Genomic DNA, 26198 nt, shown 5'->3' with positions numbered 1-26198 from the left:
CACATCGGATGCGCCGGATTCAACCCGTACGACGGACACACCGGATGTGTCCGGTACACCGAGCATGCCGGGCACGTCCGGCAAGGCGAAGAAGCCGGACAAGACGGATACGGCGGGTCGCGACCCGTTCTTCGACAACGCCAAGTACCTCGCCATCGTCCTCGTCGCGTGCGCCCACTCCTGGGAGCCGTTCCGGAACGACAGCCGCGCGGCGACGGCGCTCTACATGTTCGTCTACACCTTCCACATGCCCGCGTTCATCGTGATCTCCGGGTACTTCTCGCGCGGCTTCGACCTCAGCCCGCGCAGGCTGCACCGGCTGGTCACGGGCATCCTGGTGCCGTACGTCCTCTTCGAGTTCGCGTACGCCTTCTTCCGCCGCTGGGCCGACGACGACCCGACGTACCCGGTCAACCTGGTGGATCCGTACTTCCTGAACTGGTTCCTGGTCGCCCTCTTCGTGTGGCGGCTCACCACCCCGATCTGGCGGACGCTGCGCTGGCCGGTGCCGATCGCCGTCGGCATCGCCCTGCTGAGCGCGGTGACCCCGGACGTCGACTCGAACCTGGACCTGCAGCGGGTGCTCCAGTTCCTGCCCTTCTTCGTGCTCGGACTCGTCCTGAACCCCGAGCACTTCGCGCTCCTGCGGCGCCGCGCGGTACGGCTGGCGGCGCTGCCGGTGGGCGCCACCGCGCTCGTCTTCGCGTACTGGGCGGCGCCCCGGCTGAACTACCAGTGGTTCTACCGCCGCGACAGCGGCCAGGACCTGGGAGTCCAGGCCTGGGCCGGCGGCGCCATGAGCGTCGGCCTGTTCGCCTGCTCGATGCTGCTGACGGCGTGCTTCCTGGCGTGGGTGCCGCGGCGCCGCATGTGGTTCACGGCACTGGGGGCGGGCACGCTGTACGGCTACCTGCTGCACGGCTTCCTGGTGAAGGGCTCCGTGTGGTGGGGCTGGTACGACACGGACTGGCCGCACGCGGACTGGCCCCACACGCCGCTCGGCATGGTCGCCGTCACCCTGGTCGCGGGAGTCGTGATCACGCTGCTCTGCACGGAGCCCGTACGCCGGGTGTTCCGCTTCGCGGTGGAGCCGCGGATGGACTGGCTGTTCCGGCCGGACCCGGTGGCCCAGGCCCGGCGGCGCGTCCAGGGTGACGTCCAGGGCGACGGCGATCGGGACAGCGGTCAGTCGCGGTCCTCACCGGTGGCATAGCGGCGGGCCGCGAGCCGGGCCGCGTAGCGGTCCCTGCGGTTCTCCGCCCGGTTCATCTCGCCCATCTCCTTCTTGGCCGCGCGCCCGTTGGGGCCGGAGCAGCACGTGTTGCCGAACTCGGCGTACACCCACCGGCACCGCGTGCCGGGGTCCTCGCGGGTCGGCCCCGACTCCGGCGGCAGGTCGCAGGGGCCGAAGCGGTGATCGTGCGCAGGCAGGGGGCGGTGCTCGGCACAGCGCACCCACAGCGGCTTGGTCTTGTCCGTACGGGACATCTCGTTCCTTCCGGAACCCGCCGCCCGTACCCCCGGACCGTCCGGGCGGGCGGCTAGGGCAACCGCCGCATGGCGCCACGCTCCTTCCGGGGCTCGAGTACGGCCGGGCCGACGCCCGACGCGGACGGCACCCTAGGGCACGCCCCGCGGGAGGGAAAACCATTAACGTCTACCCATTTGCCTAAAGGCTTTAGGTAAACGCATAATGGCTTCAGGTAGAGGAAGGGAAGACCCCATGGCACGCGCGGGACTCACCACGGCACGCCTCACCCAGGCGGGGGCGGAGCTCGCCGACGAGCTCGGCTTCGACCAGGTGACCCTCTCGGCGCTGGCCAGGCGGTTCGACGTCAAGGTCGCGAGCCTCTACTCGCACCTCAGGAGCTCCCAGGACCTCAAGACCCGGATCACGCTGCTCGCCCTGGAGGAGCTCGCCGACCGGGCCGCCGAGGCCCTGGCCGGCCGGGCCGGCAAGGACGCCCTGACCGCCTTCGCCCACGTCTACCGCGACTACGCGCGCGAGCACCCCGGCCGCTACACCGCCGCCCGTGCGCCGCTCGACCCGGAGACGGCCGCCGCCAGCGCCGGCGTACGGCACGCGCAGATGACGCGGGCGATCCTGCGCGGCTACGACCTGGCCGAGCCGGACCAGACGCACGCGGTACGGCTCCTGGGCAGCGTCTTCCACGGCTTCGTGAGCCTGGAGGCGGGAGGAGGGTTCAGCCACAGCGAGCCGGACTCGCAGGAGAGCTGGATCCGGGCCCTGGACGCCCTCGACGCCCTGCTCCGGAACTGGCCCGCGCCGCCGTCGCCGTAAGCCGTACCGGCGCACGGAGCCCGCACCCCGTACCCGTACCCGTACCGATTCGACACCCGAACAGCAGCTGAGGCAGGACAGACGATGAGCACCGAGCACGACTGGATCACCACACCCCTCACCGCGGAACTCCTGCGCGGCGCCCTCGACCTGGAGCGCACCGCGCACGGCGTCCTGCTGCACCGGCTGCCCGCCCGTGCCCGCGCCCAGTGCGACGACCCGCAGCTGGCCATGGCCGAGTCCCAGCCCTCCGGCGTACGGCTCGCCTTCCGCACCCGCGCCACCGCCGTCGAGCTCGACACGCTCCCCACCAAGCGGGTCTACACGGGCGCGCCGCCCCGCCCGGAGGGCATGTACGACCTGCTGGTGGACGGCCGGCTGACCGCGCGGACCGCCGTGACCGGCGGCAACACCATGACCGTCGACCTGGCCACCGGGACCGCCGAGCACGCGTCCGGGCCCGTCGGCACCCTCCGCTTCGACGGCCTGTCCGACGCCGCCAAGGACGTCGAGATCTGGCTGCCGCACCGGGAGACCACCGAACTCGTCGCCCTGCGCACCAACGCGTCCGTCGAGCCCCTGCCCGACCGGGGCCGCAAGGTGTGGCTGCACCACGGCAGTTCGATCAGCCACGGCTCCGACGCCGACGGGCCCACCGGCACCTGGCCGGCGCTCGCCGCGTCGCTCGGCGGCGTGGAACTGGTCAACCTCGGCCTGGGCGGCGGCGCCCTGCTCGACCCGTTCACCGCGCGCGCCATGCGGGACACCCCCGCCGACCTGCTCAGCATCAAGATCGGCATCAACGTCGTCAACGCCGACCTGATGCGCCTGCGCGCCTTCGGCCCGGCCGTACACGGCTTCCTCGACACCCTCCGCGACGGCCACCCCACCGCGCCGCTGCTCGTCGTCTCGCCGATCCACTGCCCCATCCACGAAGACACCCCGGGCCCCGGCGCCTTCGACCTCAGCGCGCTGAGCGAGGGAGAGCTGCGGTTCCGCGCCACGGGGGATCCGGCCGAACGCGCCATGGGGAAGCTGACGTTGGGCGTCATCCGCGAGGAGCTGGCGCGGATCGTGGCGCAGCGGGCGGCCGACGACCCGCATCTCCACTACCTCGACGGCTGCGCGCTCTACGGCGAGGCCGACTTCGCCGAACTGCCGCTCCCGGACCAGCTCCACCCCGACGCCGCCACCCACCGCCGTATCGGCGAGCGCTTCGCCAAGGCGGCCTTCGCCGCGGGCGGCCCCTTCGCGGGCCGCGGCGCCTGACCGCGGGCAGGCGCACGCCAGGGCCGGACCCTCCTCCGTGGGGCCCGGCCCTGGCGCGGTCACTTACGGGCGCGTCACACCCGTACGTTCACACTCGTACGGTCACACCTGCGCGTTCACACCCGTACGGTCGGCTCGTCCGTGCCGTGACCCTGGACCTGCGGCGGCGGGCCCGGCTGCTCGGCGACCTCCTCGTCGTGGGTCATGTCGGGCAGCCAGTGCAGCCACTTGGGCAGATACCAGTTGCGGTCGTCGAGCAGCGCCATCACGGCGGGCAGCAGCACGCCGCGGATGATGGTCGCGTCGATGAGGACCGCGGCCGCCAGGCCCACGCCCATCTGCTTCATGCTCTGCATGGACAGCGTGCCGAAGATCGCGAAGACCGCGACCATGATGACGGCGGCGCTGGTGACCACGCCGGCCGTGGTGATGACACCGTGCCGGATGGCGTCGGCCGTGCTCCGCCCGGTCATCCGCGCCTCGCGGATCCGCGAGACGACGAACACGTGGTAGTCCATGCTCAGTCCGAAGAGGATCACGAACAGGAACAGCGGCAGCCACGAGATGATCGCCCCGATGCCCTCGGCGCCGACCAGCCCGGCACCCCAGCCGTGCTGGAAGACCATCGTGAGGATGCCGTAAGCCGCCCCGACCGACAGCAGGTTGAGCACGATCGAGGTGACCGCGATCGTCAGCGAGCGGAACGACAGCAGCATCAGGATGAAGGCGAAGATCACGACGAAGGCGAAGACCGGCGCGACGGCGCCCACCAGCTGGTCGTTGAAGTCCTTCGAGCCGGCGACCGAGCCGCCGATCGGCGCCTCCACGCCTTCCACCTTGTCCAGCGTGTCCGGACGCACCTGGTCGCGCAGGATGTTGAGGCTCTTCTCCGCCTTGTCCTGGTCGGAGCCGCCGATCAGCGGGACCTCGATGGTCGCGACGTTCTCCTTGTCGTGCGTCTCGACCTCCACCGGGCCCTTGGACGCGCCCTCGCTCACCGCCTGGGCACGGAAGTCGGAGATCGCGGAACGCACCGGTCCGGCGTTGATGTCCTCCGCCTTCACCACCACGCGTGCCGGGTCCGAACCGCCCGGGAACTCGGAGTTGACCCGCTCGTAGGTCTGCACGATCGGCAGCGAGTCGCCGAACTCCTGGTCCAGCGTGAGGTTCGCGGTGTTCATCCCGACGGCGGGCACGGCGATCGCCGCGAGCACACCGGCCGCCAGCACGATGGACGCCTTCGGGCGGCGCAGCACCTTGTCCAGCACCGCACGCCATACGCGGCTCTCGCCGTTCTCGTTCGTCGGGCCGCGCTTGATGCGGTTGAGGAACGGCACCCGGCCCTTCTCCACGCGCTCGCCCAGCAGCGACAGCAGCGCGGGCAGCACCGTCACGGAGCCGACCATGGCCACGGCCACGACCATCAGCGAGGCCAGGCCCATCGCCTCGAACTCGGAGAGCCCGGTGAACAGCATCCCGCACATCGCCACGATCACGGTCACACCCGAGATCAGCACGGCACGCCCGGAGGTGGCCGCCGCGACGTCGATCGCGGACTGCGAATCCCGGCCCTTGGCACGCTCCTCGCGCTCACGCCGCAGATAGAACAGGCAGTAGTCGACGCCGACGGCCAGACCGACCAGCAGCATCACGGAGTTGGCGGTCTCGCTCATCGGCTGGAACTGGCTGGCCACGCCCATCAGGCCCATCGTGGCCATGATCGCGGTGATCGCCAGCAGAACCGGCAGCAGCGCGGCGACCAGCGCGCCGAACGCGATCAGCAGGATGCCGAACGCGATGGGCACCGCCGAGAACTCGGCCTGCTTGAAGTCGTCGCCGAAGGCGTCGTCGAACGTCTTGTTCATGCTCGCGTCGCCGATCTCCTCGATCAGCAGCGTGTCCTCGTGCTTGTCCTGCACGCCCTGCACCGCGTCCAGCACCGGCTGCACACGGTCGCCCGCGGTCTCCGGATCGCCGCGGATGTTGAACTGGACGAGCGCGCTCCGCCCGTCCTCGGAGATCGTGTCGGTGTCGTACGGCGAGGCCGGCGCGGTCACCTCACCGGTGCCCTGCACCGCCTTGACGACCTGGTCGACCGCGGCGCGGAAGTCGGCCGACTCGGCCTTCGGGCCGCCGTCCTTCGCCTGCACGAGCACCGATTCGCCGGCCGGCTCGTCCAGCCCCGCGTCCTCGATGATCTGCATCGTCCGGCCGGTCTCGGTGCCGGGCAGCTGCTCGCTGTCCTTGACCTCCTGGGTGCCGGTCGCGGAACCGGCGACCATGGCCAGCACCACGAACAGCATCCAGATTCCGACGGCGGCCCACCTGTGCCGCACGCTCCAGCTTCCGGCTCTGGCGGCGATTCCGCGTTTCCCGACCACTTCTGTGCCCCCTCGCACGTGGTGGCCGCCCACTGCTGCCACCCTTGTGAAGACGCTATGGCCGCGGGAGGCTCCGCTCCATCCTGCTGTCTGGTGAGTCGGGGGGTGGCCAGCTACACCTTTCGAGGGGAGAGAACCCTACCGGGGGATGTGCCGTGCCCCTTACATGTAACTCCCCCGTGGACACACGCTGTGTCAGACCCACCGCATAGGGTGCGAGTATGACGACTTACGCGGCACTACTGCGCGGGATCAATGTGGGCGGGCACAAGAAGATCCCGATGGCGGAGCTGAGGGAGCTCATGAAGGGCCTCGGCTGGACCGACGTACGCACCTATCTGCAGAGCGGGAACGCCGTCTTCACCACCCCCGACGAGGACCCTGACCAGGTCTCCGGGGCGGGCTCCGGGCCGGACTCCGGGACGGGCACGGGCGAGGGCGGCGCGGAGGAGACGCCGCGGACGCGGCTGGAGCGTGCCATCGCCGGGCACTTCGGGTTCGAGGTGCCCTGCCTGGTGCGTACACACACGGAGTTGCGCGAGATCGCCGACGCCTGCCCGTATCCGGCCGCCGAGCTGGACCCGGCCAAGCTGCTGGTCCTCTTCCTGGACGAGACGCCGGACCCCGGGCACTTCGCGTCCCTCGACCCCGAGGCGTACGCCCCCGACACCTTCCGGCACATCGGCCGTGCGGTGTACTGCTACTTCCCCGACGGCATGGGCAGCAGCAAGCTCCCCGACGCGCTGGGCACGGTCCGCCCGCAACTGACGTCGACCGGGCGGAACTGGCGCACGGTCACCAAGCTGATCGAGCTGACGGCGTGACGGCGTGACGGCGTGATCCGCCGGGCCGGGGGCGGGCGTTGAACGCCTTGCGCTGAGAGCGATTCCGCTGTCAGCGTGCTGCACTCCCGCCGGCGGCACGCGCGGGGCAGAGTCGCCCCCATGAGACTTCTCGTGCTGGGTGGAACGGAATTCGTGGGCCGCGCCGTCGTGGAGGAGGCGCTCGCGCGGCAGTGGGAGGTGACGGTCTTCAACCGGGGCCGCCACCCCGTGCCCGAGGGCGCGACGGCGCTGTACGGCGACCGTACGGGCGGCCCCGAAGGGCTCGCCGCACTGCGGGAGGGGGAGGGCGCGGGCTCGGGCGGGTGGGACGCCGTCGTCGACACGTGGTCCGGCGCGCCGACCGCCGTACGGGACGCCGCCGCGCTGCTGGCCGGCCGCGCCGCGCGGTACGCGTACGTGTCGAGCTGCTCGGTCTACGCGTTCCCCGCGCCGCCCGGCCACGACGAGCACGCCGATGTGGTGGACGGCTCGCCGGACGCGGGCCCGACCGACTACGCCGCCGACAAGCGGGGCGGAGAGCTGGCGGCGACCGGGGCGTTCGGCGCGGACCGCTCGCTGCTCGTACGGGCCGGACTGATCCTCGGCCCGTACGAGAACGTGGGGCGGCTGCCCTGGTGGCTCGGCCGCATGGCGCGGGGAGGCGAGGTGCTGGCACCGGGCCCGTACGGGCATGAGCTGCAGTACGTCGACGTCCGCGACCTCGCCGTGTGGACCCTCGACGCCCTGGAGGCGGGTCGCCACGGCCCGTACAACCTGGTCAGCGCGCCCGGCCACACGACCATGGGCGAACTGCTGGAGACCTGCGTGTCCGTCACCGGCTCCGCCGCGCGGCTCCGCTGGACGGACCCGGGGACCATCGAGGCCGCCGGCATCGAGCCCTGGACCGAGCTGCCCGTCTGGCTTCCGCCCGGCCCGGTGTACGACGCGATGCAGCGGCTGGACGTGTCCCGGGCGCTGGCGGCGGGGCTCCGCTGCCGCCCGGTCGCCGAGACCGTACGGGACACCTGGGCGTGGCTGTGCGGAATCGGCGGCGTGGCCCCGCAGCGCCCGGACCGTACGAGCAAGGGCCTGGATCCGGAACGCGAGGCGGCCGTCCTGGCCGGCGGCTGACCGCGGCCGGGCACGCGGCGTACGCGGCCCGGCGTACGTGACCGTGGTGCACGCGGGCTCAGGCGTACGCGGCCCTACGCGGGCTGGGCCAGGGGCAGTTCGGCGGCCTGCCGGGCCTGCGCGTAGCGCAGCAGGAGCAGCCGGGCCAGCTCGGGGGACGGGCCGAGGACCGGCGCCAGCAGGTCGGCCCCGGCCTCCCGCGCGCCCTCGGCGATGCGGTCCGGGAGCCGCCCCGGCGCGATCACGTACGGCGCGACGACCACGCGGGCGGCGCCCTCCGCCCGCAGGGCGCGTACGGCGTCGGCCGTACGCGGCAGTGATGCGGAGGCGAACGCAGGCCGCACGGCGTACCAGTTGCTGGTACGCCGCCACTCCCGCGCGATTTCAGCGATCACTGCGATCGCCTCCGGGTCGGTGGAGCCCGCCGAGGCCAGGACGACCCCGGTCGAGCCGTTGCCGCGGCCGGCCGCCGCGCCCTGCGCGTCCAGTCCCGCCTCGTCCAACCCCGCCTCGTCCAACCCCGCCTCGTGGAGGCGCCGTTCCAGCGCCCGTACGAGCAGCGGGTGCGGGCCGAGGACCGGGGCCTGCCGCACGTTCAGCAGGGGCAGCCGGCGGGCCGACTCGCGGAGCACGGCCGGGATGTCGGACTTGGCGTGGAACGCGCGCGTGAGCAGCAGCGGCAGCGCGATCACGTCCCGTACGCCCTCCGCCGCCAGCCGCTCCAGCACGCGCGGGACGCTCGGCGCGTTGAAGTCGAGGTATCCCACCTCGACCCGCACACCCGGGTTGCCCGCCCGCACCCGCGCGCACAGCGCCGTGACCGTCGCGGCGTGCCGCGGGTCGCGGCTGCCGTGCGCGACGATCAGCAGCGCGGGGGCGGTGAGCGGGGTGTGCACGGGCGGAGCTTCCTTCGTGTCGTACGGAAACGGGGTTGCGGCGGGGCGTGGCGGATACGGGAGCGTCGGCTAGAAGTCCCAGCCCTCGTCGTCCGCTTCGGGCTGCGCGCCCTTCGCCTCCTGTGCCGCTTCGGCGAAGGCGTTGCCGGCCATGCCGGCGGTGAGGGTGGTGCCGTCGGCGGGGTCGATGAGGAGGAAGGAGCCGGTGCGGCGGGAGTCGGCGTAGGGGTCGATGGGCAGTGCTTCGGCGGTGCGCCCCCCGGAGGCCCCCGACGCCACCACACAGGCAGAGGCCAATGCCCAGCCCGAGGCCGCCGCCCAGTGGATCGACCGGCACACCCTCGCCTGGAAGGCGGACGACGCCCCCGCCGGCACCCGTACGCGGCTCGACTACGGCGGCCCCGACGGCGACCACCTCCGCCTCACCCCCGTACGGGGCGGCCTCACCGACGAGCAGCGCGCCAAGTACCCGCATCTGAAGGAGTACGCCGCCTTCACCGTCGACCCCCGCGACCGCGCCCGCGTCCCCGAGGCCGTACGCGGGCGGCTCGTCGTGACGCAGCGCGCGGCCGACGGCACCGTGCGGAAGTCCACCGGCGTGCAGATACCCGGCGTGCTCGACGACCTGTACGGCGCGCGCGCCGCGAAGGCCGCCCTCGGCCCCGTCTTCGGCGCCGACGGCCGCCCCACGCTGTCCGTCTGGGCGCCCACCGCGCGCCACGTCGAGCTGGAACTGGACGGCGAGACCGTACAGATGCGGCGCGACGACGCGACGGGCGTGTGGAGCGTACGGGGGGAGCACGGCTGGCGCGGCAAGCCGTACCGCTTCCGGGTGCAGGTGTGGGCGCCGTCCGTACGGAAGGTGGTGACGAACGAGGTCACCGACCCGTACTCCACGGCGCTGACCGCCGATTCGCGCCGCAGCCTCGTCGTCGACCTGTCCGACCGCCGGCTCGCGCCGCGCGGCTGGGACGGGCTGCGGAAGCCGGCGGCGACGCCGCTGGGGGACGCGCGCATCCAGGAACTGCACGTACGGGACTTCTCCGTCGCGGACAAGACGGCTCGGCAGCCCGGCCGTTACGGCGCGTTCACCGACGGCGGCTCGGACGGCATGCGGAAGCTGCGCGAACTGGCCCGCGCCGGGACCTCGTACGTGCACCTGCTGCCGACGTACGACATCGCCAGCATCCCGGAGCGCACCCGCGACCAGGCGCGGCCCGGCTGCGACCTGGGCGCGCTGCCAGCCGACTCCGCCGAGCAGCAGAAGTGCGTCGGCGAGGTGCGCGACAAGGACGCGTACAACTGGGGCTACGACCCGCTGCACTACACCGTGCCCGAGGGCTCGTACGCGACCGATCCGGACGGGCCGCAACGCACCCTCGAATACCGCGAGATGGTGCGCGGGCTGAACGAGTCCGGGCTGCGCGTCGTCCAGGACGTCGTCTACAACCACACTGTCGCCGCGGGCCAGGACCCGCGTTCCGTCCTGGACCGGATCGTGCCCGGCTACTACCACCGGCTGCTGGCCGACGGCAGCGTGGCGACCTCCACCTGCTGCGCCAACACCGCGCCCGAGCACACCATGATGGGCAAGCTGGTGGTGGACTCGGTGGTGACCTGGGCCAGGGAGTACAAGATCGACGGCTTCCGGTTCGACCTGATGGGCCACCACCCGAAGGCGAACATCGAGACCGTGCGCGCCGCCCTGGACCGGCTGACGCCGGAGAAGGACGGCGTCGACGGGAAGCGGATCGTGCTGTACGGCGAGGGCTGGAACTTCGGCGAGGTCGCGGACGACGCCCGGTTCGAGCAGGCCACGCAGCGGAACATGGCCGGTACGGGCGTCGCCACGTTCTCCGACCGGGCCCGCGACGCCGTACGCGGCGGCGGCCCCTTCGACGAGGACCCCCGCGTCCAGGGCTTCGCCACCGGCCTCTACACCGACCCCAACTCCTCGCCGGCCAACGGCAGCCAGGAGGAGCAGCGCAAGCGGCTGCTGCACTACCAGGACCTGCTCGCCGTCGGCCTCACCGGCAGCCTCGCCGACTACACCTTCACCGACTCCGGCGGGAAGCGCGTGAAGGGCTCCGAAGTGGACTACAACGGCGCACCCGCGGGCTACACGGCGTCGCCCGAGGAGGCCGTCGCGTACGCCGACGCGCACGACAACGAGACGCTGTACGACGCTCTCGCATACAAGCTCCCCGCGGACACCACCACCGCCGAACGCGCCCGCATGCAGGTGATCGCGCTGGGCACGGCCGTTCTCTCGCAGGGCCCGGCGCTCAGCCAGGCGGGCAGCGAACGGCTCCGTTCCAAGTCGCTGGACCGTAACTCGTTCGACTCCGGCGACTGGTTCAACGCCCTCCACTGGGACTGTCGCGCGGGCAACGGCTTCGGCCGCGGACTCCCGCCCGCCTGGGACAACGAGGACAAGTGGCCGTACGCGAAGCCGCTGCTCACCGCGCCCGCGCTCGCGCCGTCCTGCACGGACATCGACGGCACCTCCGCGGCCTACCGCGACCTGCTGCGGATACGGGCCACGGAGGACGCGTTCTCGCTGGACAGCGCGGCCGAGGTGCAGCGCGAGGTGTCGTTCCCGGTGTCGGGCGGCACGGAGCAGACACCGGGCGTCGTCGTGATGCGGGCGGGCGATCTGACGGTCGTCTTCAACGCGACCCCGGAGGAGCAGAAGCAGCCCGTACGCGCACTGGCCGGGCAGGACCACGCGCTGCACCCGGTGCAGGCGGGCGGCGCGGACGAGACGGTCAAGTCGGCCTCGTACGACGCCCGTACGGGCACCTTCACGGTGCCGGGGCGGACGGTGGCGGTGTTCACCGGCCGGTAGGCGCCCCCGTACGCCGGCGTCGTCCGGCGGGTGCCGTCACACGCACCCGCCGGACGCCCGTCGTGCACGGGGCGGTGCGGCTCACCGCTCTGGGTGGCCGCCCGCGGCGGCGGCGCCGCCCTGCCGGGGGATGAGGAGCTCGCCCGGGACGAGCCCCAGCAGGCTGGTCACCAGGCGGGCGACCAGGCCGTCCGGTGGCTCCTGCGCGACTATGCGGCGGATCGCCGCGGCCGTCTCCTCGTCGTCGGCGGCCGTCACGGCGGCCAGCGCCATGAAGCCGTGCACCAGCTGGAGTTCGAGGTCGCCGCGCGGTATGCGGCGGCCGTCGAGCCAGGTGAGGGCGGTGGTCTCGGCGAGGCCCACCCAGGACCGTACGACCAGGGCGAGCCGCGGCCCCGGCGCGTCGATCTCCAGGTGCGCCAGCACCTGTTCGTACGCCGCCTGCCGCACGTCGTCGATCACCGCGTTGGCCTCCGCCGAGCCCACCGCGGCGCCGCCGCGCAGCAGCGCGGAGAAGCCGGGCCCGTGGTCGGAGACGAAGTCGAAGTAGCGGCCCATGACGCGCAGCAGGCGGTCGCTCAACGGGCCGCTGTGCGGCTCGGAGAAGCGCGCGGCGAGCTCGTCGGCGGCCCGCCGGACGGCCGCCTCGTAGAGGCTGTGCTTGCCGGGGAAGTAGTGGTAGACGAGGGGCCGGGAGATCCCGGCCGCGTTCGCGATGTCGTCGATCGAGACCTTTTCCGGAGAGCGCTGGCTGAACAGCTCCAGCGCCACGGCGATCAGCTGCTCCCGCCGTTCCTCGACGCCCATCCTGCGGCGCGCACCGGGGGTCGTGGTGGTCGTCATAAGCCAACCTTAACGACGCGAACCGTACGGTGGTTGACTGCGGACCGTCCGGTTCCGGCCCTCTCGTACGGGTGCCGGCCAACACTCGGGCGGCTCTCGGGCAGCGACCGGTCAGCCCTGGTCGAGATAGGCCAGCACCGCCAGCACGCGCCGGTTGTCGTCGTCGGACGGCGGCAGCCGCAGCTTGCCGAAAATGTTGGACGTGTGCTTGGCGACGGCCCGTTCGGTGATGAACAGCTGCTGCGCGATCGCCGCGTTCGAACGGCCCTGCGCCATCAGCTCCATGACCTCCTTCTCCCGCGAAGTCAGGTTGGCCATCGGCTTGTCCTGCGCACGCCGCGACACCAGCTGCTGGATGACCTGCGGGTCCATGGCCGTACCGCCGGACGCCACCCGCCGCACCCCGTCGATGAACTGCTCGGCCTCGAAGACCCGGTCCTTCAGCAGATAGCCGACCCCGCCGTTGCCGTCGGCGAGCAGCTCACGCGCGTACAACTGCTCGACGTGCTGCGACAGCACCAGCACCGGCAGCCCCGGCCGCTTGCGGCGGGCCTCCAGCGCGCACTGCAGCCCCTCGTCGCTGAACGAGGGCGGCAGCCGTACGTCGACCACCGCGACATCGGGCTGCAGTTCCTCCAGCGCCCGCGTCAGCTCCGGGCCGTTGTCCACCGCCGCGGCGATCTCGAACTCGTACGCCTCCAGCATGCGGACGAGCCCGTCCCTCAGGAGAAAGAGGTCTTCTGCCAGGACAACGCGCAACGGAATCTCCATCAGGACGGCTGATACGGGGCCGATCACCGACGAATCTACCGTGTGCCCCACACCGGCTCAGCCCGCCCGCACCACCTCGTACGCCGTCCCGTACGTCCCGTACGTCACCTGGGCTCGGTCTGCTCGCAGGGGATCTCGATGGTGACCATCGTCGGGCCGCCCTCCGGACTGCTGAGGGCGAGCACGCCGTCCAGCGCGCCGAGCCGCCGCTCGATGCCCTTCATGCCAGTGCCCTTCTCCAGGTCGGCGCCGCCTCGGCCGTTGTCGGTGACGGCGATGCGCAGCATGCCGCCCGCGTCCCGGCTGTGGTGGATGTCCAGCCAGATCCGGTCGGCGCCGGAGTGCTTCGCCGCGTTCGTGAGCACCTCGCTGATCGCGAAGTACGCGGCGGACTCCACCGGTTCCTGGAACCGGCCCGTCAGCTCCACGTCCACCTCGACGGGGATCTGCATCCGCAGCGCGAGCGCCTTCGCGGCATCGCCCAGGCCGCGTTCGGCGAGTACGGGCGGGTGGATGCCGCGTACGAGGTCACGCAGCTCGGTCAGCGCCTCGGCGGACGACGAACGGGCCTGCGCGAGGATCTCCTTGGCCTTGGCCGGATCGCGTTCGATCAGCGCCTCCACCGTGCCCAGGCTCATGCCCATCGCGACCAGCCGCGCCTGCGCGCCGTCGTGCAGGTCGCGTTCGATGCGGCGCAGCTCCGCCGCGGAGGAGTCCACGGCGTCGTGCCGGGTCTCGTACAGCCGCTCCACGCGCTGCTCGAGCTGGGCACCGCGGGTCGGGCCGATGAGCAGCCTGGCGATCATGAAGTGGGCCTGGAGGGGATACCGGTTGACGTAGAAGCTGGCCGCGATCAGGGCCAGTCCGAGGAGGGCGGCCTGGACGGCGCTGCCGTAGCCCTTGATGGGGATGAAGGCGTACCAGTACCCGTTGTTCACAGCCTCCCACAGGCCGAACATCATGATCACGCCCTCGACGCCGTACACGAGCACGGCGAACGACAGCAGCGCCGTCACGAAGCCCGCGACCGCGTCGACCAGCAGCCAGAGGATGTCCCGCCATGTCGCCGGGTCCTTCAGCAGCTGGCTGGTGCGCTCCACGAGGCCGACGGCGCCGGGACGCTGCTCCGGCAGCGGGCGGTACGGCGAGGGGATCGCGATGCCCGCCCACTCGGAGGCGAGGAGGCGCCGCCGGTTCGCGTGCGCCCGCACCGTGTTGAGCACCGCAGGCGTCGTGAAGGCGCCCACTCCGAGCACGACGAACACGACGGACAGGACCGTGACGATGAACAGCGCCAGGGACGCCCCGATCGACAGCGCGGCCAGCCCCACCCCGCGGGCCGCCGCCTGCAGCGACTCCCGTACCGGCGGCCGCCACGACCTCGGCGTGTCCACGATGCTGCTCACTGGATGCTCCTCTTCCGGCCCGTACGACGTACCTCGGGCCCCCGTTGTCGCCCCCGCCCTCGCGGGTGACTCCAGTTTCCTGTGCGTGCCGGCGTATGACACTGGGGACGGGCACCCGGCAGGGGGTGTATCTGGCACCACCGCCGAGCATGCGGCCGCGTGCCGTCCGGTTGCCGCCGGCGGCCGGGCCGCCGCGTGCGGCAGTACCCGCGACCGGCCGCTGGGGCGGCACCCCGCCGTCGCATTACGGTGTCCCCATGCCGCACATCACCGTCGACTACTCCGACGTCCTCACCGATACCTTCGACCGCCGCGGCTTCGGCCGGGCCCTCCACCCCCTGGTCGCCAAGGCCGTGGACGGCAGCGTCGCCGCGTGCAAGACCCGCTTCCGCCGTGCCGAGGAATGCGTCATCGCGGACGGCGAGACCGACATCGCCATGGTGCACGTCGAGGTCGCGCTGCTCTCCGGGCGCACCCCCGAGGTCAAGGGCGAGCTGTCGCGGTCGGTGCTGCAACTCCTCCGCGGCTACGTCGGCCCGACACCCGGACACGCCCTGCACGCGTCCGTTGACGTGAGCGAACTCGACCGTGGCTGCTACTCCAGCCACCACGACCAGGAAGCAGCGACGGCATGAGAATCGGACTCCTCGGCACCGGCCCCTGGGCCTCCCTCGCACACGGACCCGCCCTGCACGCACACCCCGAGGTGGAACTGACCGGAGTCTGGGGCCGCCGGCCCGAGGCCGCCGCCGACCTCGCGGCACGCTTCGGCACCGAGGCGTACGACGACCCCGACGCGCTGTTCGCCGACAGCGACGCCGTCGCCATCGCGCTGCCCCCGGACATCCAGGCGCCGCTGGCCGCACGGGCCGCCGAGGCGGGCTGCCATCTGCTCCTCGACAAGCCCGTCGCCACCACACCGGAGGCGGCGGCGCTCGCCGTGGACGCGGCGAGCGCCGCCGGCGTGGCCTCGGTGGTCTTCTTCACGCTGCACTTCAGCGAGCCGACCGCGTCCTGGGTGCGGGAACAGGCCGCGACCGACGGCTGGCTGGTCGGCCGCGCCGACTGGCTGTCGCCGGTCTTCGGCGGCAGCGACTCGCCGTTCGCCGACTCGCCCTGGCGGCGCGAGCGCGGCGCGCTCTGGGACGTCGGGCCGCACGCGCTGTCCGTACTGCTCCCGGTGCTCGGCGACGTGACCGCCGTACGCGCGGCAGCCGGGCCCGGCGACACCGTGCACCTCGCGCTGCGGCACGAGGGCGGCGCCTCCAGCACCGTCGCCGTCAGCCACACCATGCCGCCGGAGGCGGCGGGCGTCACCGCCGAGCTGCGCGGCACGGGCGGGGTGGCGGCCCTGCCGGTACGGGAGTCGGACGCGGCGGAGGCGTTCGGGCGGGCCGTCGACGCGCTGCTCGCGTCGGTGCGCACGGGCGAACCGCACCCGTACGACATCCGCTTCGGCGCCCGCGTCACCGACATCCTGGCGCGGGCGGAGGAGTCGCTGAAGGCCGGCGGCTGAGGGCGTACGGCTCAGGGGGTACGGCAACGGGTTACGGCTGGGGGCGTACGGCCGAGTAGCTGCGGCCGGGTGGTCACGAGGGGCGGCGGGACAGCGCGTCGCGTACGGCGTCGTCCGTGCGCGCGACCACGGCTGTCCCGTCGTCCGCGGTGATGATGGGGCGCTGGATCAGCTTGGGGTGGGCGGCCAGCGCCTCGATCCAGCGCGGCCGTTCGGCCGGCTCGCGCGGCCAGTCCTTGAGCCCGAGTGTCTTCGCGTCGGCCTCCTGGGTACGGACGATGTCCCACGGCTCCAGGCCGAGCCGGTCGAGCACCGAGCGCAGCTCGGCCTCGGTCGGCGGGTCGTCGAGGTAGCGGCGGACGGTGTACTCCGCGCCGTCCTCGTCCAGCAGCTTCTTGGCGCTGCGGCACTTCGAGCAGGCGGGGTTGAGCCAGATCTCCATGCCGTCACCGTAGCGGCAGCGCACGCGCGCGGCACCGCACCCGTGCTGGTGACGCACCCCTGCGGCCCGTACGTCCGTCCGTCCGTCCGCCCGCGTCCGCGCATCTCCGCGGCAACGAGGACGGAAACCGTCCGCAACGCCTCCTAGCGTGCTGGGCACAGCCGGAAAACCGGTCGACGGAACCGTGCGGAAACCCGGGCGGGACCGAGCCGAGCCAAGCCCAAGCACGCAGAACCGAGGAGACAGCCGTGACCATTCTCGTGACCGGAGCGACCGGAACCGTGGGCCACGAGGTCGCACGACAGCTCGCCGCGGCGGGGCACCGGGTGCGCGCCCTGACCCGCGACCCCGCGCGGGCCGAGGCCGAGGGCCGGCTGCCGGAGGGCGTGGCCGCCGTCGCGGGCGACCTCACCCGGCCCGAGACCGTGCTCGGGGCGCTGGAGGGCGCCACCGGACTGCACCTGATCAACTTCGGCGGGGACGACTACGCGCCGCTGGACGGCGCCGGCGCCGAACTCGTACGGCTCGCCGAGAAGGCCGGGGTGCGCCGGGTCACGATGCTCCTCGGCGGCGAGAAGGGGCCCGTGGAGCAGGCGGTCGAGGCGAGCGGCATGGCCTGGACGCATCTGCAGCCCGTCGAGTTCATGGCGAACGCGCTGGACTGGGCGGAGTCCGTACGCGCCGAGGGCGAGGTGCGCGCGGCGTTCGCGCACACCCGCAGCGCGATGGTGCACGAGGCCGACATCGCCGCGGTGGCGGTGGCCGCACTGACGGAGGACGGGCACGGCGGCAGGACGTACACGCTGACCGGGCCCGAGGCGCTGACCCGGCCCGAGAAGGTACGTGTGCTCGCGGAGGCCGTCGGCCGCGACATCCGCTACGTCGAGCTCACCGAGGAGCAGGCGCGCGCGGCCTGGGCGGCGGAGGGGCACTCGCCGGAGACGATCGAGTTCTTCGTCTGGGTGCACGGGAACACCCCGGAGATCGGCTACACCGTGGTCCCCACCGTCGAGGAGGTCACGGGCCGCCCGGCACGCACGTTCGCCCAGTGGGCGGCCGAGCACGCCGACGCGTTCCGCGGTCCGGCGGCGGGGGCGTAGCCCACCGGCCGGGGCCCGCGTCCGGTACGGGGGGCCGGGCGCGGGTCCCGTACGGCGTACGGCTGCGGGTGCCGCACGGCCCTGCGTACGGGCGTGGGCGAGGGCCCGCGCCCACGCCCGTACGCGCGGTCCCGAGCCGGGGCCTCACTCGGGCGCCGGCAGCGTCTCCGGCAGCCCGAAGTCGGCGAACAGCCGCGTCTCGAAGAACGCCACCACGTGCGAGACGTGCGCGCCGCTGAGCGTGAGCACCATCAGGTTGAACGGCCGGAAGACGTCGTCCTCGCCCCGCATGTACATCCCGAAGGCGGGCTGCCCGTTCATCGTGGTGCTTATCAGCCGCAGGTCGCCGGGGCCGGCGGGGCACTTCGTGTCGATGAGCGTGCCGATGTCCTGCGGGCCCTGGTACCAACCCGTGAACGGCGGCATCTCCCAGACGGCCTCCTCCGTGAACAGCTTCACGATGGCGCTCATGTCCTTGACCTCGAAGGCCGCGACATAGCGGTCCAGCAGCTCGCGGTTCTCCTCGGAGAGCGGCTCGGTGGCGGCGTCCTCGCTCGGGGCCACCTTCTCGATCTGCGCCCGCGCGCGCTGCAGCGCGCTGTTCACCGAAGCCGTCGTCGTGTCGAGCAGCTCCGCGACCTCGGCGGCCTTCCAGCGGAGCACGTCCCGCAGGATCAGCACCGCGCGCTGCCGCGGCGGCAGGTGCTGCAGGGCGGCGACGAACGCGAGCCGGATGCTCTCACGCGACGTGACGATCGCGGCCGGGTCGGCGCCGTCGGCCCCGACCATGGCGTCCGGGACCGGCTCCAGCCACGGCACCTCACGCTGCTCGACGAGGGCCTCCGACGGGTCGGCGCTCGGCGCCCCCAGCCCCGTCGGCAACGGTCTCTTGCTGCGGCTCTCCAGCGCGTCCAGACACGTGTTGGTCGCGATCCGGTGCAGCCACGTGCGCATCGAGGAGCGGCCCTCGAACTTGTCGTACGACCGCCAGGCGCGCAGATACGTCTCCTGCACCAGGTCCTCGGCGTCGTGCACCGAGCCCAGCATGCGGTAGCAGTGGGCCAGCAGCTCGCGCCGGAAGGGGTCGGCCAGCTTCGGGAAGTCCTCGCTGACCAGGTTCTCCGCCATGGTTTCGCCTCTCACATCACCGGGCCTGTTGCCGTTGACCACATCTTGGCAGCGGGGTCTGACAACGGGATTTCTGCGGACCGTCGATGAGCTTTCGCGGCGGCCCCCGTATGCACACCTGACTCGAACCTAGGCCCCCCTGCGCGAAAGGCCAATACGCCAACAACATCGACAACCGCAGACACTCGCCGCAAACCCCGCCACCGCCGTCACCTGCGCGCCGCCGCCCCTCCCGTCACTCCGCCCCAGGGGCGCCGTCCGGGCCCGCCCGGTGGCGGTACGAGCGTCACGGCTCGCGGATCCAGTCCAGCGTGAAGCGCGCGAAGCGGATGCCTCCCGTGCCGCCGATCTCGTACAGCGCGCCGACCGAGCCGTCGTCCAGCACGGCCATCGTCGAGTAACCGGCCGTGCCGGGCTTGAGCAGCGCCGCGTACGGCCAGCTCGCCCCGTCGTCCTCGCTGAGCCGTACGGTCAGGTCCGTACGGGACGTGCTGCTCGCCGGGTTGCTGAAGAGGACCGTGGCGGTCCGGAGTGGTGCCTTCGTACGCGGGTCCACGCCGTCCGCGTCGGGCTGCACGTACGAGATCTCGTCGGCGTTCACCCGCGGGTCGATCAGCTCGGAGGCCGTCGGCTCGCCGAAGCGGCTGATGCCGTCGGGCGACACCGCGTAGAAGCGCCTCAACTGCAGGTCCGAGCGCATGTTCTGGGCGATACGGCCGTCGGAGCGCTCGACGGGCTTGCTCTCGTTGTAGCCGTTGCCGGCGGCGCTGCCCGCGTGCCAGGTGCGGCCGTGGTCGTCGCTGTAGACGTTCAGGGGGTGGCCGCCCTTGTCGTCCCGGTAGACGATCGGCTGCAGCAGCCGCCCGCCGCTCGTCTGGATGCCGTGCCCGGAAGCGGAGAGAACACCCTTCCAGGAGGGGTCCTTGACGTACGGGTTGAGATCGCGCGGCTCGCTCCAGGTCACGCCGGCGTCGTCGCTGGTGACGTACTCGACGTGCATGCTGTCCGGATCGTCCGCGGAATTGGAACCGGAACCGTCCGGCGGCCGGTGGTAACCGACCCCCTTCCGTGCCCTGTTGTAGAAGAGGTAGACCCGGTCCCGCTGCCGGTCGACCAGCAGGCTGGCGTCGCCCTTGCCCGTCTCGCTGGTGGCGCCGTGCGCGACGATCTCCGGGGCGGTCCAGGTGGCGCCGCGGTCGGTGCTGCGCCGCAGGCCGAGCTGGATGTTGTTGTCGCCCACGCCCAGGTCGCCGGGGCCGGTCACACGGGCGTCCGTGACGGCGAGGATCGTGCCGTCGTTCGTGACCGCCATCGCGGGGATGCGGACGGACGCCGAGGTGCCGTCGTACTCCTTGCCGTGCGCGTCCACCAGGCCCTTGAAGCGCGTGCCCGTGGTGAACACCGTCGTGGTCGTCATCCGCGGCTCGCCGCGCCGCAGTCCGCAGCCGAAGGTGCCGGAGGCGGACTTGCGGTAGCCGCCCGGGGTGCTGACGCGCAGCGCGTACGCGGCGCCGCGCGCGCGGTCCCACTGCACCGTCGCGCTGCCGCCGGCGGGGACGGTCTCGGTGGAAGTGACGCCGGGGTCGGGGCCGTTCACGGTGAACGTCTGCTCGGCGTCCGTGGCGTTCCCGAGGAAAAGCTGCAGCCTGTCCTCCGTGCAGTCGGCGCTCACCCGTGCGGAGAGCCCTTCGACACCGGCGTACGCGGCGGAGGGCGCGAGCGCGGGGAGCGCCGCGCCGAGCGTGACGGCGGCCGCGCCGCACGCGAGCCAGGATCTGACGCTTTCCGGGACACGGCGCACGCGGTGCACACGGCGCACGCGGCGCACACGGCGTACTGGGCGCATACGACGACGCACAGGCCACACTCCTACGGGCTTGCCGACCGGCCGCACGGAGCGGCGGGGGAGGGGGAGACAGCAGCGGTCCGGACGATAACGTCACAAGTCGTACGGTTCACGTACATCAAGGGCGGTCGTCGGGTGAATCGAGCGCGACCACCCGGCCGCGCGCCGCCCTCGTACGGAGCGCCCTCGTACGGAGCGCTCCCGTACGCGCCCGCTCCCCGTACGTACGACGGCCGGGGCCCGGCGCCCGTAGTGCGGCGCCGGCCCCGGCCCGTTCCCCCGTCGCGTCGGCGGTGTGTGACCGCCTGTCAGCGACCGTGCGTCACTGCTGGGCGGAGCGGCGCTTGCGCGCCAGCATCAGCAGCGCACCGCCCACGAGCACCACGGCTGCGGCGATGCCTGCGATGAGCGGCGTCGAGCTGGACGAACCCGTCTCGGCGAGGTCGGTGGAGGGCTCGGAAGTGCTGGGCGCGGGCGCCGCCTCGCTGCTGGCGGGCGCGCTGCTGCTCGGCGTGCCCGTCGCCGGGGGAGTGCTGCTCTCGCTGGGCGAGGGCGTCTCCGACGGCGTGTCGGTCGGCGTCGGGGTCGGGGTCGGCTCCGGGGACTCGTCGCACACCGGGGCGGTCTTGGTCTCGTCCCGGTTGTGCTGGTCGCCGTCGTTGGCCTTGACGATCAGCCGGACCTCGACGGGCTTGTCGTGGTCCGCGAGCTTCAGCTTCTTGCTGAAGTCGCCGCCGAACTTCTCGTTCAGCAGATCCTTGCCCTCCGCCTGCACGGTGACCGTGTTGGTGGGGTCGGAGCTGTAGTTCTTCAGGTCGACTGTCACCGTCGAGCAGTCCACCGACCACTGCGGTGTGTGGGCGGAGGCGGGTGCGGCGGCGAACATCCCCGTGCCGACCATGGCGGCCACTCCGGCCGCGACGAGGGTGACGGAACGGCGACGTCTGTGGTGCGGTGCTTTCAAAGTGGCCTCCGGGTCGAGGAGTGCTTGCGGTCATGGGTGTGGTACGAGCACAGAACCGTACTCCTGCGTGCACAGGGGGTCGCAGCCGCCCCCGCTTCTCCAACAACTCGGTACATAAGCGCAGTTCGGCGACGTGTCCGGGATCTTCACAACTCCGCGCCGGCGCGGGCCGTGTGTGAAGCTGTGCGCATGAACGAGACGGATGGGGCGTACGGAAGCGCCGCGGCGGCGGACTGGGAGCGGCGGGTCGCGGACGCCTGGGCGGCGATCGACACGTATGGCGAGGCGGAGTTCCGGGCGCTGATCGACGGACTCGCCGCCGAACTGCCGCACGGAAGCGCCCTCGCGGACTTCGAGCGCGCGTGCGCGTTCGACTCGACAGGTCACTCGGACCGGGCCGTTCCGCTGTACCGGCAGGCGCTGGAGACCGGACTGACCGGGCTGCGCAGACGGCGGGCGGTGATCCAGATGTCCAGCTCCCTGCGGAACATCGGCCGCCCGCAGGAGAGCGTGGAGCTGCTCCGCGCCGAACTGGCGGTCCCGTACGACGCGTTGGACGACGCCGAACGCGCCCTGGACGACGCCGTACGCGCCACCCTCGCACTGGCGCTCACGGACGTCGGAGGGGAGCGGGAGGCGGTGTCGCTCGCAGTGGGCGCGCTGGCGCGCCATCTGCCGCGCTACCAGCGCTCGATGGCCAACTACGCGCGGCGGCTGGTGGAGCCGGAGCCCGAACCGGAGCCGGAACCGGAGTCCGGCGCGTAGTCGGCCCTACGAGGTGGGCAGCCGCGCCCTGTCCGGGTCGAGGTCGGCGACGCTGCGGGCGACGAAGGTACGGTGCGGGTCGCGGTCGGCGAAGTACGGCGTGAGCTGCGCGTCGATCTCCTCCGCGGTGAACGTCCCGTCCGCCGCGGTGATCTTGATGAGACGCCCGTAGACGGGGCCGCCGGCCGCCTCGTTGGCGGCCTTCCAGTGCGCCGCCGCGCCGCGAGCGCCAGCGCCTTGCTCCGCCCCAGGCCCGCGGCGGCGCCGGTGACGACGGCGGTACGGCCTTCCAGGCTGATGCTCGAGCTCATCTTCCCTGCTTCCGTGCTGCGTGTGCGTCATCCGTCCGGAAGGTGTCCCGCGGAGTAGGGAAATCCCTGCCAGAGCCCCGTTCCGTGGACGTACGGGGGCGGTCAGGCGTACGCCGGGTGCCGGAGGCGTACGGCGGGCGGTCAGGCCTGGCCGGTGGTGATGCGGCGGATCTTTCCGCCGTCGTCGACGGTGAAGCGCCAGGAGGTGCGCATCGCGCCCCAGGTGTCGTTGCGGAAGTCAGCGGTCAGGGAGCGCCCGCCGTCGGTCTCGGACAGGACGTCCATACGGCCGTTGGCGTGGAAGATCTCGCGGTCGATCCACTGTTGGAGGTCCCGCTCGGTGCCGTCGTCGGACAGGGTGGCGCCCGGGGTGAGCAGGTCGAGGAACGCGGTGCGGTCGCCCGCGTTGACGGCGTCGACAAGGGCGCGTACGGCCGGGTCGGTGGGGGTGACGCTCATGCTGTGCTCCTGCCGGAAGGGCTGTGCCGTGTGGTCGCGTGGGGTGTTCTCACAGCCATGATCGGCGGGCATCGGGTGCGCCGCACGCGGGGCGCGGAGAAACGAACCTACTCCCGGGTATTGACGGGGCGGCCCGCCGGTGAGCATCCTCACATCGTACTTACTACTCGGTAGGCTACCGGCGGTAACTTCCTTGGCCTGCTCGCATTCCCAGCAGGCATCCGCACGCAGCCCACGCACCCCCACGCACCTCCAGGCACCGCCCACCAGGCATCCCCCATCGCTCCGCGAGGAGTCGCCCGTGAAGTCCCGTCCGTACAGGAGAGCGGTCACCGCACTGCTCGCCCTCGCCACCGCCGTGACCGTCGGCGGCGTCGCCGTGCCCTCGGCCCAGGCGGAGGACACCCGGCCGCCGTTCTACGAGCCGCCCGCCACGCTGCCCGCGAACAACGGCGACGTGATCCGCTCCGAACCCTCCGACTACTACCTCGACCCGCTCAAAGCGATCAAGGTCGACGCCCACGTGAACCGGGTCATGTACCGGTCCACCGACGGCAACGGCGAGCCCGTCGCCGTCACCGGCACCGTCATCACCCCCAAGACCGGCTGGTCCGGCAAGGGCGACCGCCCCGTCATCGGCTACGCCCCCGGCACCCAGGGCATCGGCGACCCCTGTGCGCCGTCCCGCCAGCTCGCCAACGGCACCGAGTACGAGGGCCTGTTCGTCAAGGGCCTGCTCGCCCGCGGCTACGCCGTCGCCATGACCGACTACGAGGGCCTCGGCACGCCCGGCGTGCACACGTACGTCAACCGCGCGGTGTCCGGCAACGCCGTCATCGACGCCGTACGCGCCGCCCAGCGCCTCCCCGAGGCCGGGCTGCCCGACGCCGGGCCCGTCGCCCTCACCGGCTACTCCCAGGGCGGCGGCGCCACCGCGGCCGCCGCCGAACTCGCCCCGGAGTACGCGCCCGAGCTGGACCTGAAGGGCGTGTCGGCCGGTGCGCCGCCGGCGGATCTCGCGAAGGTGGCCGAGAACCTGGACGGTTCGCTGTACGTCGGCTTCCTCGGCTACGCCGTCGCCGGCCTCGCCGCGGGCTACGACCTCGACCTGGGGCCGTATCTCAACGACAAGGGCGAGCGGTTCATGGCCGACGCGGAGAAGGCGTGCACGGCCGAGGCGGTGCTGAAGTTCCCGTTCATCAAGAGCAAGACGCTCACGGAGGACGGCCGTCCGCTGACGGACTACCTGGACGAGGAGCCGTTCCAGCGGATGGTGAACGAGCAGCGCATCGGCGAGCGCGCGCCGAACGTGCCCACGCTGGTCACCCACAGCCGGCTGGACGACGTGATCCCGTACGAGGTCGGCCGGGACATGGTCGCGGGCTGGTGCGAACGGGGCGCCCCGGACGTCGAGTTCGCGACACTCGCCACGCCGACGCATGTCGGCGGCGCGGTGGCCTCGTTCCCGCGGGTGTTCCTGTGGCTGGAGGACCGCTTCGCGGGCAAAGAGCCGTCCTCGGACTGCGGCTCCCTCTCGTAGCGCTGCCTTCCTGTGCTCGGCTCGCTCGCCGCGCCCGTAGGGGCCTGGCCGCGCGGGCTGTGCCCGTAACGCTCCGTCCTCTGTGGCGGCGGCCCGCCGATCAGTCGTACGTCTGGTCGGCGGGCCGCCCGGCCGCGGCCTTCTTGCAGTTCGTGAGGGCGCGGTCCAGGATGTCCACCGCCGTGTCGACCTCCTCGTGCGTCACCGCCAACGGCGGCGCCATGCGCAGGCAGTTCGTCTGCGAGCCGTCGCCCTTGACGATGTTCATCGACAGCCCCAGCCGCAGGCATTCGGAGGTCACGGCCGCGCCGAGCGCGCTCGCCGGCTCCTTGGTCTCGCGGTCGGTCACCAGCTCCAGCCCGACCAGCAGGCCGCGCCCGCGTACGTCGCCGATCTCCTCGTGCCGCTCCTGGAGTTCGCGGAGCCGCGCGAACAGGTACTCGCCGGTGGCGGCGGCCCGCGCGACCAGCTCCTCCTCGGCGATGACGTCCAGGACGGCGAGGCCCGCGGCGGCGGGCATCGGGTCGGACACGTGCGTCGTGATGTGCAGGAAGCCCTGGTCCGCGCAGCGTTCCTCGATCTCCGCGCTGGTGACGGTGGCGCCGAGCGGCACCCCGCCGCCGAGCGTCTTCGAGACGGTCAGGATGTCGGGCACGACGCCGTCCTGCTCGAAGGCGAACATCGAGCCGACACGGCCGAACCCGGTCTGCGCCTCGTCGACGATCAGCAGCATGTCGCGCTCCTCGCACTTCTGCTTCGCCGCCGCCAGATACCCGTCCGGAAGCGGAATGATCCCGCCAGTGGACAGCACCGGCTCCACCACCATCGCGGCGAGCGAGCCGACCGAGGACTGGTCGACGGTCTCGAAGCCGACGTCGAGGCAGAGCTTGTCGCAGGCGTTCACGCAGTGCCGGATCGGGCAGCGGTACTCGTACGGCGCCGGGATCGCGAAGCTGCCGGGCATCAGCGGCCCGTTGCCCTTGTGGCCCATGGAGTACGTCAGCGAGTTCGTGCCGGCCAGCAGCCCGTGGAAGCTGCGGGTGACGCCGACCATCTCGAACTTGCCCGTGTACGCCTTCGCCAGCCGGAACGCGATCTCGTTCGTCTCCGAGCCGGTGTTCAGCAGGATGGAGCGCGCCAGCGGCTCCGGCAGCAACCCGGCCAGCCGCCGGGCCAGTTCGAGGACGTCCTCGCTGACCATCCACGAGTTGAGGTGGATGACCTCGCGCAGGGACCGTTCGACGGCGGCGACGATGCGGGGGTGGTTGTGGCCCAGCGTCGAGCTGATCTGCCCCGAGGTGAAGTCGAGGATGCGCTGCCCCTCGGTGGTCGTCACCCAGGAGCCCTCGGCGCTCTCGACGACGAACGGGGCGAAGTCGCCGGCGTAACGGATCAGGTACTTCTCGCGCTCGTCGTGCGCCATGCGTCACTCCAGTCCACTTCTGCTGCGGCCACT

24 protein-coding genes and 1 pseudogene are annotated in these 26198 nt (G+C 72.3%); 11 read left to right on the top strand and 14 right to left on the bottom strand.

All coding sequences use genetic code 11. From position 1 onward, the window contains the following. The first annotated feature begins 64 nt into the window (after nt 1-64). Entirely contained in the window at nt 65-1213 is a 1149-nt protein-coding gene (locus DVA86_RS09395) for an acyltransferase family protein (RefSeq protein ID WP_245996456.1), read from the top strand. Here the strand turns inward: DVA86_RS09395 and DVA86_RS09390 are convergent. Next, entirely contained in the window at nt 1186-1488 is a 303-nt protein-coding gene (locus tag DVA86_RS09390) for a hypothetical protein (protein WP_208877326.1), read from the bottom strand. The genes DVA86_RS09395 and DVA86_RS09390 overlap by 28 nt on opposite strands. A 235-nt stretch (nt 1489-1723) precedes the next feature. Between DVA86_RS09390 and DVA86_RS09385 the strand changes: the two genes are divergently transcribed. Both DVA86_RS09385 and DVA86_RS09380 read left to right on the top strand, forming a co-directional pair. Then, entirely contained in the window at nt 1724-2302 is a 579-nt protein-coding gene (locus DVA86_RS09385) for a TetR/AcrR family transcriptional regulator (protein WP_208877325.1), read from the top strand. 84 nt (nt 2303-2386) lie between these two features. Next, a complete protein-coding gene (locus tag DVA86_RS09380; protein ID WP_208877324.1) occupies nt 2387-3571 on the top strand; it encodes a GDSL-type esterase/lipase family protein in 1185 nt (394 codons plus the stop codon). Nucleotides 3572-3687: 116 nt separating this feature from the next. On the opposite strand, the gene DVA86_RS09375 is transcribed toward DVA86_RS09380, so the two are convergent. Next, nucleotides 3688-5907, bottom strand: a complete 2220-nt coding sequence (locus DVA86_RS09375) for an MMPL family transporter (RefSeq protein WP_245996455.1) — start codon at nt 5905-5907, stop codon at nt 3688-3690. A gap of 266 nt (nt 5908-6173) precedes the next feature. Here DVA86_RS09375 and DVA86_RS09370 point away from each other — a divergent pair, with 266 nt between their 5' ends. Then, nucleotides 6174-6776 carry a DUF1697 domain-containing protein gene (locus tag DVA86_RS09370; protein ID WP_208877323.1) on the top strand — a complete coding sequence of 201 codons (603 nt, stop codon included), beginning with the start codon at nt 6174-6176 and terminating at the stop codon, nt 6774-6776. 120 nt (nt 6777-6896) lie between these two features. Beyond that, nucleotides 6897-7907, top strand: coding sequence for an NAD-dependent epimerase/dehydratase family protein (locus DVA86_RS09365; RefSeq protein WP_208877322.1), 1011 nt, complete (start codon nt 6897-6899; stop codon nt 7905-7907). Between the two features lie 74 nt (nt 7908-7981). Here the strand turns inward: DVA86_RS09365 and DVA86_RS09360 are convergent, their stop codons facing one another. After that, a complete protein-coding gene (locus tag DVA86_RS09360) occupies nt 7982-8803 on the bottom strand; it encodes a sirohydrochlorin chelatase (protein WP_208877321.1) in 822 nt (273 codons plus the stop codon). Nucleotides 8804-8872: 69 nt separating this feature from the next. After that, nucleotides 8873-9058: pseudogene (locus DVA86_RS09355) on the bottom strand (hypothetical protein); the annotation flags it as partial. Here DVA86_RS09355 and pulA point away from each other — a divergent pair. Next, on the top strand, nt 9054-11651 hold the full coding sequence (pulA, locus tag DVA86_RS09350; RefSeq protein WP_245996452.1) for a pullulanase-type alpha-1,6-glucosidase: 2598 nt from the start codon (nt 9054-9056) through the stop codon (nt 11649-11651). The pseudogene DVA86_RS09355 and the gene pulA overlap by 5 nt on opposite strands. Nucleotides 11652-11732: 81 nt before the next feature. On the opposite strand, the gene DVA86_RS09345 is transcribed toward pulA, so the two are convergent. From DVA86_RS09345 to DVA86_RS09335, 3 genes are all read right to left on the bottom strand, one after another. After that, nucleotides 11733-12494 carry a TetR/AcrR family transcriptional regulator gene (locus tag DVA86_RS09345; protein WP_245996450.1) on the bottom strand — a complete coding sequence of 254 codons (762 nt, stop codon included), beginning with the start codon at nt 12492-12494 and terminating at the stop codon, nt 11733-11735. Between the two features lie 111 nt (nt 12495-12605). Continuing rightward, nucleotides 12606-13253, bottom strand: a complete 648-nt coding sequence (locus tag DVA86_RS09340; RefSeq protein ID WP_208877318.1) for a LuxR C-terminal-related transcriptional regulator — start codon at nt 13251-13253, stop codon at nt 12606-12608. A 116-nt stretch (nt 13254-13369) separates the two neighbouring features. After that, the gene (locus DVA86_RS09335; protein WP_245996449.1) at nt 13370-14671 is read right to left on the bottom strand and encodes a sensor histidine kinase; all 1302 of its coding nucleotides are present in this window, start codon (nt 14669-14671) and stop codon (nt 13370-13372) included. A gap of 257 nt (nt 14672-14928) precedes the next feature. On the opposite strand from DVA86_RS09335, the gene DVA86_RS09330 reads away from it, so the two are divergent. Both DVA86_RS09330 and DVA86_RS09325 read left to right on the top strand, forming a co-directional pair. After that, the gene (locus DVA86_RS09330) at nt 14929-15306 is read left to right on the top strand and encodes a 5-carboxymethyl-2-hydroxymuconate Delta-isomerase (protein WP_208877317.1); all 378 of its coding nucleotides are present in this window, start codon (nt 14929-14931) and stop codon (nt 15304-15306) included. Further along, nucleotides 15303-16187, top strand: a complete 885-nt coding sequence (locus DVA86_RS09325) for a Gfo/Idh/MocA family protein (RefSeq protein WP_208877315.1) — start codon at nt 15303-15305, stop codon at nt 16185-16187. The genes DVA86_RS09330 and DVA86_RS09325 overlap by 4 nt, the downstream gene beginning before the upstream one ends. Nucleotides 16188-16260: 73 nt before the next feature. Here the strand turns inward: DVA86_RS09325 and DVA86_RS09320 are convergent, their stop codons facing one another. Next, nucleotides 16261-16629, bottom strand: a complete 369-nt coding sequence (locus tag DVA86_RS09320) for an arsenate reductase family protein (protein ID WP_208877313.1) — start codon at nt 16627-16629, stop codon at nt 16261-16263. Nucleotides 16630-16877: 248 nt separating this feature from the next. Between DVA86_RS09320 and DVA86_RS09315 the strand changes: the two genes are divergently transcribed. Beyond that, complete coding sequence (locus DVA86_RS09315; RefSeq protein ID WP_208877311.1) at nt 16878-17729, top strand: NmrA family NAD(P)-binding protein; 852 nt, start codon at nt 16878-16880, stop codon at nt 17727-17729. Nucleotides 17730-17873: 144 nt separating this feature from the next. Here DVA86_RS09315 and DVA86_RS09310 read toward each other — a convergent pair whose 3' ends face one another. The 3 genes from DVA86_RS09310 to DVA86_RS09300 form a co-directional block, all read right to left on the bottom strand. After that, nucleotides 17874-18857: a sigma-70 family RNA polymerase sigma factor gene (locus DVA86_RS09310; protein ID WP_208877309.1), complete on the bottom strand. Its 984-nt coding sequence runs from the start codon at nt 18855-18857 to the stop codon at nt 17874-17876. Nucleotides 18858-19143: 286 nt separating this feature from the next. Beyond that, the gene (locus DVA86_RS09305; protein WP_208877308.1) at nt 19144-20658 is read right to left on the bottom strand and encodes an exo-alpha-sialidase; all 1515 of its coding nucleotides are present in this window, start codon (nt 20656-20658) and stop codon (nt 19144-19146) included. A gap of 367 nt (nt 20659-21025) precedes the next feature. Beyond that, the gene (locus DVA86_RS09300) at nt 21026-21667 is read right to left on the bottom strand and encodes an LAETG motif-containing sortase-dependent surface protein (RefSeq protein ID WP_245996447.1); all 642 of its coding nucleotides are present in this window, start codon (nt 21665-21667) and stop codon (nt 21026-21028) included. Nucleotides 21668-21856: 189 nt separating this feature from the next. On the opposite strand from DVA86_RS09300, the gene DVA86_RS09295 reads away from it, so the two are divergent. Further along, nucleotides 21857-22432, top strand: coding sequence for a tetratricopeptide repeat protein (locus DVA86_RS09295; RefSeq protein ID WP_208877306.1), 576 nt, complete (start codon nt 21857-21859; stop codon nt 22430-22432). A 6-nt stretch (nt 22433-22438) separates the two neighbouring features. Here DVA86_RS09295 and DVA86_RS09290 read toward each other — a convergent pair whose 3' ends face one another. After that, entirely contained in the window at nt 22439-22774 is a 336-nt protein-coding gene (locus tag DVA86_RS09290; RefSeq protein ID WP_208877305.1) for a hypothetical protein, read from the bottom strand. A 110-nt stretch (nt 22775-22884) separates the two neighbouring features. Next, a complete protein-coding gene (locus DVA86_RS09285) occupies nt 22885-23202 on the bottom strand; it encodes a nuclear transport factor 2 family protein (RefSeq protein WP_208877304.1) in 318 nt (105 codons plus the stop codon). 301 nt (nt 23203-23503) lie between these two features. On the opposite strand from DVA86_RS09285, the gene DVA86_RS09280 reads away from it, so the two are divergent. Further along, nucleotides 23504-24742 (top strand): lipase family protein, encoded by a 1239-nt coding sequence (locus tag DVA86_RS09280; RefSeq protein ID WP_208877302.1) that lies wholly within the window; start codon nt 23504-23506, stop codon nt 24740-24742. Between the two features lie 100 nt (nt 24743-24842). Here the strand turns inward: DVA86_RS09280 and DVA86_RS09275 are convergent, their stop codons facing one another. Next, nucleotides 24843-26165: an aspartate aminotransferase family protein gene (locus DVA86_RS09275; RefSeq protein WP_208877300.1), complete on the bottom strand. Its 1323-nt coding sequence runs from the start codon at nt 26163-26165 to the stop codon at nt 24843-24845. Between the last annotated feature and the right edge of the window lie 33 nt (nt 26166-26198).

This window comes from Streptomyces armeniacus, from assembly GCF_003355155.1.
In the GTDB taxonomy this organism is placed as follows: Bacteria; Actinomycetota; Actinomycetes; order Streptomycetales; family Streptomycetaceae; genus Streptomyces; species Streptomyces armeniacus.
The sequence above is the reverse complement of the archived record's forward strand: the minus strand, read 5'-3'. Positions and strand labels throughout refer to the sequence as shown.

What these genes read in the sequence shown, in the direction of transcription:
- DVA86_RS09275 (WP_208877300.1), bottom strand. Translation starts at nt 26,165, where the DNA reads ATGGCGCACGACGAGCGCGAGAAGTACCTGATCCGTTACGCCGGCGAC.
- DVA86_RS09285 (WP_208877304.1), bottom strand. Translation starts at nt 23,202, where the DNA reads ATGAGCGTCACCCCCACCGACCCGGCCGTACGCGCCCTTGTCGACGCC.
- DVA86_RS09365 (WP_208877322.1), top strand. Translation starts at nt 6,897, where the DNA reads ATGAGACTTCTCGTGCTGGGTGGAACGGAATTCGTGGGCCGCGCCGTC.
- DVA86_RS09295 (WP_208877306.1), top strand. Translation starts at nt 21,857, where the DNA reads ATGAACGAGACGGATGGGGCGTACGGAAGCGCCGCGGCGGCGGACTGG.
- DVA86_RS09385 (WP_208877325.1), top strand. Translation starts at nt 1,724, where the DNA reads ATGGCACGCGCGGGACTCACCACGGCACGCCTCACCCAGGCGGGGGCG.
- DVA86_RS09345 (WP_245996450.1), bottom strand. Translation starts at nt 12,494, where the DNA reads ATGACGACCACCACGACCCCCGGTGCGCGCCGCAGGATGGGCGTCGAG.
- DVA86_RS09330 (WP_208877317.1), top strand. Translation starts at nt 14,929, where the DNA reads ATGCCGCACATCACCGTCGACTACTCCGACGTCCTCACCGATACCTTC.
- DVA86_RS09290 (WP_208877305.1), bottom strand. Translation starts at nt 22,774, where the DNA reads ATGACGCACACGCAGCACGGAAGCAGGGAAGATGAGCTCGAGCATCAG.
- DVA86_RS09380 (WP_208877324.1), top strand. Translation starts at nt 2,387, where the DNA reads ATGAGCACCGAGCACGACTGGATCACCACACCCCTCACCGCGGAACTC.
- DVA86_RS09310 (WP_208877309.1), bottom strand. Translation starts at nt 18,857, where the DNA reads ATGGCGGAGAACCTGGTCAGCGAGGACTTCCCGAAGCTGGCCGACCCC.
- DVA86_RS09395 (WP_245996456.1), top strand. Translation starts at nt 65, where the DNA reads ATGCCGGGCACGTCCGGCAAGGCGAAGAAGCCGGACAAGACGGATACG.
- DVA86_RS09320 (WP_208877313.1), bottom strand. Translation starts at nt 16,629, where the DNA reads ATGGAGATCTGGCTCAACCCCGCCTGCTCGAAGTGCCGCAGCGCCAAG.
- DVA86_RS09390 (WP_208877326.1), bottom strand. Translation starts at nt 1,488, where the DNA reads ATGTCCCGTACGGACAAGACCAAGCCGCTGTGGGTGCGCTGTGCCGAG.
- DVA86_RS09325 (WP_208877315.1), top strand. Translation starts at nt 15,303, where the DNA reads ATGAGAATCGGACTCCTCGGCACCGGCCCCTGGGCCTCCCTCGCACAC.
- DVA86_RS09370 (WP_208877323.1), top strand. Translation starts at nt 6,174, where the DNA reads ATGACGACTTACGCGGCACTACTGCGCGGGATCAATGTGGGCGGGCAC.